Here is a 10,000-nt window from a genome sequence, read left to right as displayed (position 1 = left end):
CACGCGCGAAATCAATAGTGATCGGTGTTATTTGGCAAAGCCGTCAGATTCGCTCAAAAGATGTGATCAAATAGACACGCCCTTACCGCTCGCAGATTTCCAGCGTAACGCGCCTTTGCCGCACAACTGCCGCGATTGGGTGCCAGCTTGCCCCGGATTTTGGCCGTAAACGCCCCTCAATGGGTCTGACGGCCCAGAGACGGCTGGGGCCGGGGGACAAGGAAAGGCTTGTCATACCCCCGTTTGCTCATGCTATAGAGCGGTTAACAGGCCAGACGCCCATTGCCCTTAATCCGGGGGTGGCGCTTCGGGACAGAATGCGGAGTGGACGACACACTATGAAGACGATCAAGAAGGCGGCTCTGATTACGCTGGCCGCAGCCCTGTCTCTGAGCCTGACGGGCTGCCTGAGTTTCGGCAAAAAGGACGAGACTACCATAGACGCCAAGGCCGAAAAGCGCGGCTTCCTGGGTCTGGGTGGGTCGAAGCCGACCAGTGAGCAGGCCAATGCGACGATTGGCGTCAATGCCTATCTGTGGCGCGCCTCACTCGACACCATCTCCTTCATGCCTCTGGCTTCGGCCGATCCGTGGGGCGGCATCATCGTCACCGACTGGTACGCCAACCCCGAAAAGCCGGACGAGCGTTTCAAGGCCACGGTCTATATCCTCGATACCCGTCTGCGCGCCGACGCCTTGAACGTGTCGCTGTACAAGCAGGTCAATACGGGCGGTCAGTGGGTGGACGCCAGCGTCTCGGCCCAGACCCAGATCGACATTGAAAACGCCATCCTGACGCGCGCGCGTCAACTGCGTCTGTCGAACGTGAAATAAGCCCCTTCGCTAAGGGCGAAATTAAGGGCGTTCGGGCTTTGACCCGGACGCTCTTTTTGTTTATGCCGAACGCCTGTTTTTCGCGCCGTTTGCGCTAAAAGGTCCGTTGATGTCCCGCTACAATCCCAAAGAGTCCGAACCGAAACAACGCGCCCGCTGGGACGCCGCCCAGACCTTCCTGACCAAGTCGAAGGATCAGGCCGGCGACAAGCCGAAATACTACGTCCTTGAGATGTTCCCCTACCCGTCCGGTCGCATCCATATGGGCCATGTGCGCAACTACGCCATGGGCGATCTGGTGGCGCGGTTCAAACGCGCGCGCGGTTTCAACGTACTGCACCCGATGGGCTGGGACGCCTTTGGGATGCCGGCGGAAAATGCGGCTATGGAACGCGGCATCCACCCCAAGGGCTGGACCTACGACAATATTGCCAGCATGAAGGCGCAGCTTCAGCGTCTGGGCCTGTCGATCGACTGGACGCGCGAATTCGCCACCTGCGACCCTACCTATTACGGCAAGCAGCAGAAGTGGTTCCTCGACCTTTTGAAGCACGGCCTCGTCTATCGTAAGGAGTCTCAGGTCAACTGGGACCCGGTGGACAATACGGTTCTGGCCAACGAGCAGGTCATCGACGGCAAGGGCTGGCGGTCAGGCGCCTTGGTCGAAAAGCGCAACCTGACCCAGTGGTTCCTCAAGATCACCCAGTACGCCGATGATCTGGTCGAAGGGCTTTCGACGCTCGACCGCTGGCCCGATAAGGTGCGCCTGATGCAGGCCAACTGGATCGGCCGCTCCAAGGGTCTGAAGTTCAAATTCAACTTTGCGGGCGACGTGGCGCACGAACCGCTGGAGGTCTATACCACCCGTCCGGACACCCTCTTCGGCGCGGGCTTCGTTGCCGTGGCCGCCGATCACCCGCTGGTCAAGGCTCTGCCTGAGACCCCGGAGCTGGAAGCCTTCCTTGATCAGGTGAAAAAGGGCGGCACCACACAGGAAGAGATCGACACCGGCGAAAAGCTCGGTTTCAACACCGGCCTGAAGGTCGTGCATCCGTTCAAGCCGGGTGAGACTCTCGACGTGTGGATCGCCAATTTCGTGCTGATGGGCTACGGCACCGGGGCCATTTTTGGCTGCCCGGCCCATGACCAGCGCGACCTCGACTTTGCCCGCAAGTACGATTTGCCGGTGCGCGAGGTGGTGCTGCCCGCCGATGCCGATGCGGCCAGCTTCAAGGTCGATACCGAGGCCTATACCGGTCCCGGTACGATCTTCAATTCCGAGTTCCTCAACGGTCTGGACATCGAAACCGCCAAGGCGACGGCGATTGAAAAGATCGAGTCCATGGGCCTCGGTGAAGGCGCCATCATCTATCGCCTGCGCGACTGGGGCGTGTCGCGTCAGCGCTACTGGGGCTGCCCCATCCCGGTCATCCACTGCGACGACTGCGGCGTTGTGCCGGTGCCGGATGACCAGTTGCCGGTCACCCTGCCCGAAGACGTCACCTTCGACGTGCCGGGCAACCCGCTGGACCGTCACCCGACGTGGAAGCACGTCAACTGTCCGCACTGCGGCAGGGCGGCGCGCCGCGAAACCGATACGCTCGACACCTTTGTGGACTCGTCGTGGTATTTCGCGCGCTTTACGGCCCCTGACGCGTCTGAGGCCATTCGCAAGGCCGATGCCGACTACTGGCTGCCCGTCGATCAGTATATCGGCGGCATTGAGCACGCCATCCTGCACCTGCTCTATTCGCGCTTTATCACGCGCGCGCTGAACACCTGCGGCTATCTGGACGTGAAGGAGCCGTTCGCCGGCCTGTTCACCCAAGGTATGCTGACGCACGAAACCTATAAGACGGCCTCTGGCGAATGGGTCGATCCGTCGGACGTTGAAATCACTAGCGAAGGCAGCAAGCGCAGCGCCATCAAACTGTCCACCGGCGAAGCGCTGAAAATCGGCGACATCGAAAAGATGTCGAAGTCGAAGAAGAACGTTGTTGCCCCGGAAGACATTTTCGACACCTATGGCGTCGATGCGGCGCGCCTGTTCGTGCTCTCCGACTCCCCGCCGGAGCGCGATGTGCAGTGGACGGCGTCAGGCGTCGAAGGCTCGTGGCGCTTTACGTCGCGGGTGTGGGCCGAATTCGACAGCCTGCCCGACGGCGAGGTTCCGGCAACGGACGATGGCGCCGCGCTGGAGTTGCGCAAGGTGGCACACAAGGCTGCCAAGGCCGTCACCGAAGGTTTTGAAGGCTTCCGCTTCAACGGTGCGATCGCCAAGCTGTATGAATTCGTCAACGCCCTGCGCGCCTCTGACGTGCAGAAGACGGGTACAGCGGCGCGCCGTGAGGCCCTGACCATCCTCGCCGGGCTGATCGCGCCGGTGACGCCGCATCTGGCCGAAGAAGGCTGGGCGCGTCTGGGGCACGACGGTCTGATCGCCGATGCCGCCTGGCCGCAATACGACCCGGCTCTGGCCACAGACGATGTCTATACCCTGCCCGTTCAGGTCAATGGCAAGAAGCGCGGTGAGCTTCAGGTGCCACTGAATGCTTCCGAGGCGGAAATCCGCGAAATGGCGCTTGCCGACGAGGGCGTGAAGCGTCATCTTGAAGGCGTAACGGTGCGTAAGGTCATCGTCGTTCCCAACCGCATCCTCAACTTTGTCGTAGGCTGATCATGATCCGCAAAGCCCTTCTGGCCTTCGCCCTGCTGGGTGCCCCGCTGTCTTTGACTGGCTGTGGGTTCACCCCGGTCTATGCGCAGAAGGGCCTGCCCGGTGAGCTGGCCAATATCGACGTCATCACCACGGATTCGCGCACTGGCTACTTCCTGCGGCAGAATCTGGTGTCGGGCTTTAACACCCTTGAGGGTCAAAAGCGCTACCGTCTGAGCGTCAAACTTGACGAAAAGCGTTACGATGTCGGTGCCGGTATCAACGACATCGCTGTACGGACCGAAATTTCCACGCGCGTCGAATACACCCTGACCGAAACGGCAACGCGCAAGGTCCTGACCCAGGGTACTTTCGTCGATGCCACGACCTACAATGCCAATGCACAATCACCCTATGCCGGCGTCGCCGCACAGAAAGACGGTCAGCAACGCGCCGCCACGGCCATAGGCGAGCGTATCCGCAGCGAACTGGTGCTGTTCTTCCACGACAAGAAAGCGGCTCCGGCCAGCTAAAGCCCATGAAGCTGGTTAAACGCCCCGAAATCGAGGGCTTCCTCAAAGCGCCGCCGCGCGACGTGATCGCCTGTCTGATCTATGGCAAGGACCGCGGGCAGGTGCTGGAGCGTGGGCAGGCCTTGGCCCAGAAAATCGTCCCGGACATCAAGGACCCGTTCAACGTCTCTCTGCTGACCGATACCGATATCGACGCCGACCCCGCGCGGCTTGAGGACGAGCTTCAGGCACAGTCGCTGATGGGCGGCCGTCGGCTGGTGCGGCTCAAATTCTTTTCGGAAAAGGCGGCACTCGACAAACAGGTGGCGGCTGCGCTCAAGGCTCATGCGGCCGGGGAACTGAACCGCGACGCCTTCTTCCTGATCGAGGCCGGGGGTCTGGGCGGTGATTCCGCCGTGCGCAAACTGGCCGACGCCGACAAGGCCATCGCCTCCATCGCCTGCTATGAGGACGAAACCGGCGACGTGGTGCGTATGGCGCGTGAGACTCTGGCACAGAACGAGGTCGCCCTGACGCCCGACGCCATGGACATCTTCGCCGCACGCCTGCCCAAGGAACGCGGCGTGGCACGTCAGGAGATCGAACGCCTGTGCCTGTTTATCGGGCCGGGTTCGCGCCGCACCATCGACGACAAGGAACTTCAGGAATTTTTAGGCGTCGAGCCGGATGCCTCGCTGTTCGATGCCGCCCTGCAGGCCTTTGGCGCGAAAACGGCCCCGGCTCAGGCGGGGTTGCGCCGGGCCTTTGCCGAAGGCGAAGACGGCTCTGCGGCCCTGCGCGCCCTTAACGGCCATCTGGTCAAGCTGCGGCTCATTCAGGCCCAGATGGCCAAGGGCATAGACGCCAAACAGGCCGCCCGCGCGGCGGGCGTCTTCTGGAAGCAGGAGGCGGAGTTTCTGCGTCAGGCCCGCGCCTGGTCAGATTTTTATCTCGACCCGTTGTCCAAAGAACTGATCGAGACGGATAAGCAGTGCAAATCGACCGGGATGCCGGACCTGTTGCTGGCCGAACGCCTCTATATGAGCATTGCGGGCCGCGCCAGACGGCTGGGATTGTAAGTCTTCCCAGCGCTGGCGGAATCAAGGGTCCGCCAACTACCTCAGCGAAGAACCCGCCATCAGGCGGCGACAGACGTCATCCAGTTGCTCAAGGCTGGCATAGGCGATACGAACCTCACCTTTGCCGCCCTTGTCGTCCAGCTTGACATTGAGGCCCAGCAGTTCCTGAAGGTCCTGCTCCAGCGATAGCACATCGGCATTGGGTTGCGCCTTGGGATGCGCCGGTTTGGTCGCGTCACCCAGCGCCGTGCGCGCCAGCATTTCTGCCTGACGTACAGACAGGCCTTTCTGAATAATCACCTCAGCCAGCGCTTCGGGGTTAGCCGCCGTGGCAATGGCGCGGGCGTGGCCAGCGCTCAGGCGGCCATGAATGACGTGGTCCTGAATGACCTCCGGCAGGCCCAGCAGGCGCATCATATTGGCGATATGGCTGCGTGACTTTGACACCACCTGCGCCACCGCGTCCTGTGTGCGACCAAAACGCTCCATCAGCACCTTATAGGCGCGCGCCTCTTCGATGGGGTTGAGGTCTTCGCGCTGCACGTTTTCGATGATGCCGATTTCCAGCACCTCAAGGTCGTCCAGTTCGCGCACGATCACCGGCACGGTCTTCAGACCTGCCTTTTGCGCGGCGCGCCAGCGGCGTTCACCGGCGATGATCTGAAACTGCCCCGCTTGATTGGGCAACGGCCGCACCAGAATGGGCGACAGCACGCCCTTTTCCTTGATCGAGGCGCTGAGGTCGTCGATCTCCGCTTCCGAGAAGAAACGCCGCGGCTGATCCGGATTGCGCTGCAGAAGCTCAATCGGCTTTTCCAGCGTCGCGGCGGGCTTGCCATCAGCGGTGGCGATAGGCACGGGGCCCTGATTGTCGCTCAGCAGAGCCGACAGACCGCGACCCAGACCTCTTTGTTTCTCAGACATGTGTATCCTTCAGTCCTGATCAGGCAGCCGCACGGCGCACTTTTTCACGTTGAACGACTTCGCGGGCCAGTTTCAGATAGGCCTGCGAGCCGGTACATTTCAGATCATAGATCAGGGCCGGCTTGCCGAAGGACGGGGCCTCCGATACCCGCACATTGCGCGGAATGACCGTCTCATAGACCTTCTCGCCGAAGTGCGAGCGCACGTCTTTGGCCACATGACCGGAAAGCGCATTGCGGCGATCAAACATGGTCAGCACAATCCCCTGAAGCTCCAGCTTCGGGTTCAGCGAGCCCTTTACCAGATCAATGGTGCGCATCAATTGCGACAGACCTTCCAGTGCAAAGAACTCGCATTGCAGCGGCACCAGCACCGCATCGGCGGCGCTCATGGCGTTGATGGTCAGCAGGTTCAGCGAAGGCGGGCAGTCGATCAGCACATAGGAATAGGCCAGCTCGCCGACCTGCGCCTGATGCTCCAGCGCGTCGCGCAGGCGATAGGAACGGCGGTCGGCCTGACCCAACTCGATCTCAACCCCCGACAGGTCGGGGTCCGACGGGATGATGTACAGACCGGGCACTGAGGTCTTGACCGCGCATTCGCCAATGGGCTGCTGATCGACGATCACGTCATAGATGGTAGTGGTACGCGCCGAACGCGGCACGCCCAGACCGGTCGAAGCGTTACCCTGAGGGTCCATGTCGATGATCAGCACGGTCTCACCGACGGCGGCCAGAGCGGTGCCGAGATTGATCGCCGTCGTCGTCTTACCCACCCCACCCTTCTGGTTAGACACCGCCAGAACGCGGGGCATGGGGTGCGGGGGGAAACTATCTGGCACGGCGAACGCTCCGAATATGTAGGACGCGACCGCGCGGGTCGCTCAGGGACGTAAACAGCTCAGACTGAAAAGCCCAGTTTTTGTGCGCGTCAGCGATTTCCGCCTCGACGTTTTCGCCTTTCAGCAACCAGCCCTCGGCCCCTTTGCGGAAGAAGCTTTCGGCAAAACCGATGAGCTTCGGCAGAGGGGCCATGGCGCGGGCGGTGACCACATCGACCTTCAGCGAGACATTCTCCGCCCGGTCGTTGATCACCGTCGCCGGCAGGTCCAAGTCTCGCACAACTTCGCCTAAAAAGCGACAGCGCTTGGCCAGAGAGTCGATGAGAAACACGCGCCGGTCTGTGGGTGTTTCGCCTGAATCTGTGGACAGGTGTTTCAAAAGTATGGCCAGTACGACGCCGGGAAAACCCGCGCCTGCGCCCAGGTCTGCCCAGCTTCTGGCCTCCGGCGCATGGTTCAGCAGTTGCGCGGAATCGAGGACGTGTCGCGACCAGTAGTGCGGAAGGGTCGCGGGCCCGACAAGGTTCATCACCTCATTGCGCTCGGCCAGCACCTTCCCGAAGCGCATGAGGTCATCAAAGGCTGCCTGTTTCACGTGAAACACCAGATGCCCGGCCATCTGCTCAGGGGTCATTGGTAGCGGTCGCGCAGCTGTTTCCGAAAACCGGTCCCCACTTTTCGGGCTGCGCTCGCCATAATCAGCAGACGACATCAGGCCGCGCCCTTCTTCAGGTTGCGCACGTGGAACAACAGGGCTGTCAACGCACCCGGAGTCATGCCTTCGATGCGACGCGCCTGACCGAGCGTCAGGGGTCTGACGCGGCTCAGCTTCTCCCTGGCTTCGTTGGACAGCCCGCCCACCAGGGCATAGTCAAGGTCTTCAGGCAGGGCGAGATTTTCGTCCTTGCGGAAGGCGTCAATCTCTGCCGCCTGACGGCCCAGATAGCCCGAATAGAGGGCGTCGATTTCGATCTGCTCGAACACGCTGTTGGACCAGTCTTTAAGCTCCGGCCATACCGCTTCCAGCTTATCCCGCGAACAGGTGTCGTAGGACAGGAGTTGCAGCAGGTTGCGCTTCTGACCATCGGCATTGACGCGGATACCCAAGGCATTGGCCTCATTGGGCGTCAACTTAAGCTCATCCGCGCGCTGACGCGCTGTGGCCAGCGCCTGCTTCTTCTCCAGCCAATGCGCCTTGCGCCGCTCGCCCATCAGGCCGATCTTCAACGCGATATCCGACAGACGTTGATCCGCATTGTCGGCGCGCAGCTTCAGACGGAACTCGGCGCGGCTTGTGAACATGCGATAGGGTTCCGTGACGCCCTTGGTCACCAGATCGTCGATCATCACCCCAATATAGGCTTCGTCACGCCCCAGCACCAGCGGGCTCAGGCCCCCGGCGCGCGCCGCCGCGTTCAGGCCCGCTATCAGGCCCTGCGCCCCCGCCTCTTCATAGCCCGTCGTGCCGTTGATCTGCCCGGCCAGAAACAGGCCCGGCAGGCGCTTCAGCTCAAGCGTCGGATAAAGCTCACGCGGATCGACATAGTCATATTCAATGGCGTAGGCGTAGCGCTTAATAAGCACATTTTCTAGGCCGCGAATGGTGCGCAGAAAGGCCTCCTGCGTCGCCTCAGACACGCTGGTCGAGATACCGTTCGGATAGACGGTATCATCGTCATAGCCTTCGGGCTCCAGAAACACCTGATGGCTGTCCTTGTCCGAAAAGCGCACCACCTTGTCCTCGATGGAGGGACAATAGCGCGGGCCGCGTCCGGACAGATGGCCGCCATAGACCGCCGATTCCGTGATGCGCTCCTGAATGATGCGGTGCGTATCGGCATTGGTATAGGTGATGCCGCAGGTGATTTGCGGCCGGTCGATGGCAGCGTTCAGGGTCGAAAACGGCGTCGGAACCGCGTCGCCTTCCTGTTTTTCCAGAATATCCCAATTGATCGTCTTGCCATCCAGCCGCGCCGGCGTGCCGGTTTTCAGACGGCCCATATCGAGCTTAAGATCATAGAGGCGTTGCCCCAGACCATTGGCCGGCTCATCGCCATACCGCCCGGCCGCCATGCGCTTCTCACCGATATGGATGATGCCACGCAAAAAGGTGCCGGTCGTCAGCACCACGGCCTTCGAGCGGTATTCGACACCCTGCGCATCGACGACCCCGACGACGGTATCCCCCTCAAGGATCAGGTCTTCGACCGCTGCGGCGATAATCGTCAGGTTTTCGGTGCTTTGCAGCTCGGCCTGCATGGCTTCACGATAGAGCTTACGGTCGATCTGAGCGCGCGGGCCACGCACGGCTGGCCCCTTGGAACGGTTGAGCATCTTGAACTGAATGCCGCCGATATCGGCCATGCGGCCCATGACACCATCCAGAGCGTCAATTTCGCGCACCAGATGGCCTTTCCCCAAACCGCCAATGGCCGGGTTGCACGACATCTCACCCAGGGTTTCGATCTTATGCGTCAGCAGCAAGGTCTTGGCACCCATGCGCGCCGCAGCCGTCGCGGCTTCGGCGCCCGCATGACCTCCACCGACGACAATGACATCCCAAAACTGGGTCATAGAGCTTCAACCTGTCCGGAAAACGAATGAGGGCTGGCTATAGCAGATCAGGCCGGACGGGTCGAATCGAGAAGTGTTAATTTTGGCGTTATCCGTGTTTCACGTGAAACACTCTTATTTGCCTATGCAGAAGCTGGAGAAGATATGATCCAGCACCTGCTCCACATCGGTGCGGCCAAACAGGGCGTCAAAAGCGGATAGCGCTTGACGAATATCTTCGGCCATTAGTTCGGGTGTAGCGAAACCAATCCCCAGGGCGCGATCCAAAGCCGCATCGACCTCGCGCAGACGCTCGCCATGCCGTTCCCGTGTTGCCGCGGGGAAGGTGCTGAGAGACAGGGCTGCTTCGAGATCGGTCTCCAGAGCGCGTTGAACCGCCTCAATCCCCTCACCTCTGGTCAGGCTGGTTTCCAGAAGACGGACCTTTTTGTTTTCATGCTGAGATCGAAGCGTTGCAAGGGATTCCGCAGATATTTGATCCGTCTTGTTGAGGATCAGATAGTCCCCCGGCTGCATGGCCGACAGGTCTTCCGGAGCATCCGACACATCCACGACCCACAGACGTAAATCTGCCGATTGAC

The 10,000-nt window shown here is 61.0% G+C and carries 8 protein-coding genes and 1 pseudogene; 4 read left to right on the top strand and 5 right to left on the bottom strand.

Annotated elements, in window-relative coordinates:
- The first annotated feature begins 338 nt into the window (after positions 1 to 338).
- From LDL37_RS02730 to holA, 4 genes are all read left to right on the top strand, one after another.
- Positions 339 to 833: a DUF3576 domain-containing protein gene (locus tag LDL37_RS02730; protein ID WP_290793976.1), complete on the top strand. Its 495-nt coding sequence runs from the start codon at positions 339 to 341 to the stop codon at positions 831 to 833.
- Positions 834 to 942: 109 nt separating this feature from the next.
- Entirely contained in the window at positions 943 to 3,510 is a 2,568-nt protein-coding gene (gene leuS / locus LDL37_RS02725; protein ID WP_290793973.1) for a leucine--tRNA ligase, read from the top strand.
- Between the two features lie 2 nt (positions 3,511 to 3,512).
- Positions 3,513 to 4,022 (top strand): hypothetical protein, encoded by a 510-nt coding sequence (locus LDL37_RS02720; RefSeq protein ID WP_290793970.1) that lies wholly within the window; start codon positions 3,513 to 3,515, stop codon positions 4,020 to 4,022.
- Positions 4,023 to 4,027: 5 nt separating this feature from the next.
- Entirely contained in the window at positions 4,028 to 5,080 is a 1,053-nt protein-coding gene (gene holA / locus LDL37_RS02715; protein ID WP_290793967.1) for a DNA polymerase III subunit delta, read from the top strand.
- Between the two features lie 36 nt (positions 5,081 to 5,116).
- On the opposite strand, the gene LDL37_RS02710 is transcribed toward holA, so the two are convergent.
- The 5 genes and pseudogenes from LDL37_RS02710 to LDL37_RS02690 all read right to left on the bottom strand — a co-directional run.
- Entirely contained in the window at positions 5,117 to 6,004 is an 888-nt protein-coding gene (locus tag LDL37_RS02710; RefSeq protein ID WP_290793964.1) for a ParB/RepB/Spo0J family partition protein, read from the bottom strand.
- Between the two features lie 19 nt (positions 6,005 to 6,023).
- Positions 6,024 to 6,818, bottom strand: coding sequence for a ParA family protein (locus tag LDL37_RS02705; RefSeq protein WP_126422986.1), 795 nt, complete (start codon positions 6,816 to 6,818; stop codon positions 6,024 to 6,026).
- 16 nt (positions 6,819 to 6,834) lie between these two features.
- Positions 6,835 to 7,479, bottom strand: coding sequence for a 16S rRNA (guanine(527)-N(7))-methyltransferase RsmG (rsmG, locus tag LDL37_RS02700; RefSeq protein ID WP_290793978.1), 645 nt, complete (start codon positions 7,477 to 7,479; stop codon positions 6,835 to 6,837).
- Between the two features lie 77 nt (positions 7,480 to 7,556).
- Positions 7,557 to 9,419, bottom strand: coding sequence for a tRNA uridine-5-carboxymethylaminomethyl(34) synthesis enzyme MnmG (mnmG, locus tag LDL37_RS02695; RefSeq protein WP_290793961.1), 1,863 nt, complete (start codon positions 9,417 to 9,419; stop codon positions 7,557 to 7,559).
- Between the two features lie 114 nt (positions 9,420 to 9,533).
- A pseudogene (locus LDL37_RS02690) lies at positions 9,534 to 10,000 on the bottom strand (tRNA uridine-5-carboxymethylaminomethyl(34) synthesis GTPase MnmE); the annotation flags it as partial.

Origin of the sequence: Asticcacaulis sp. (genome assembly GCF_020217185.1) — a bacterium.
GTDB lineage: Bacteria > Pseudomonadota > Alphaproteobacteria > Caulobacterales > Caulobacteraceae > Asticcacaulis.
The sequence above is the reverse complement of the archived record's forward strand: the minus strand, read 5'-3'. Positions and strand labels throughout refer to the sequence as shown.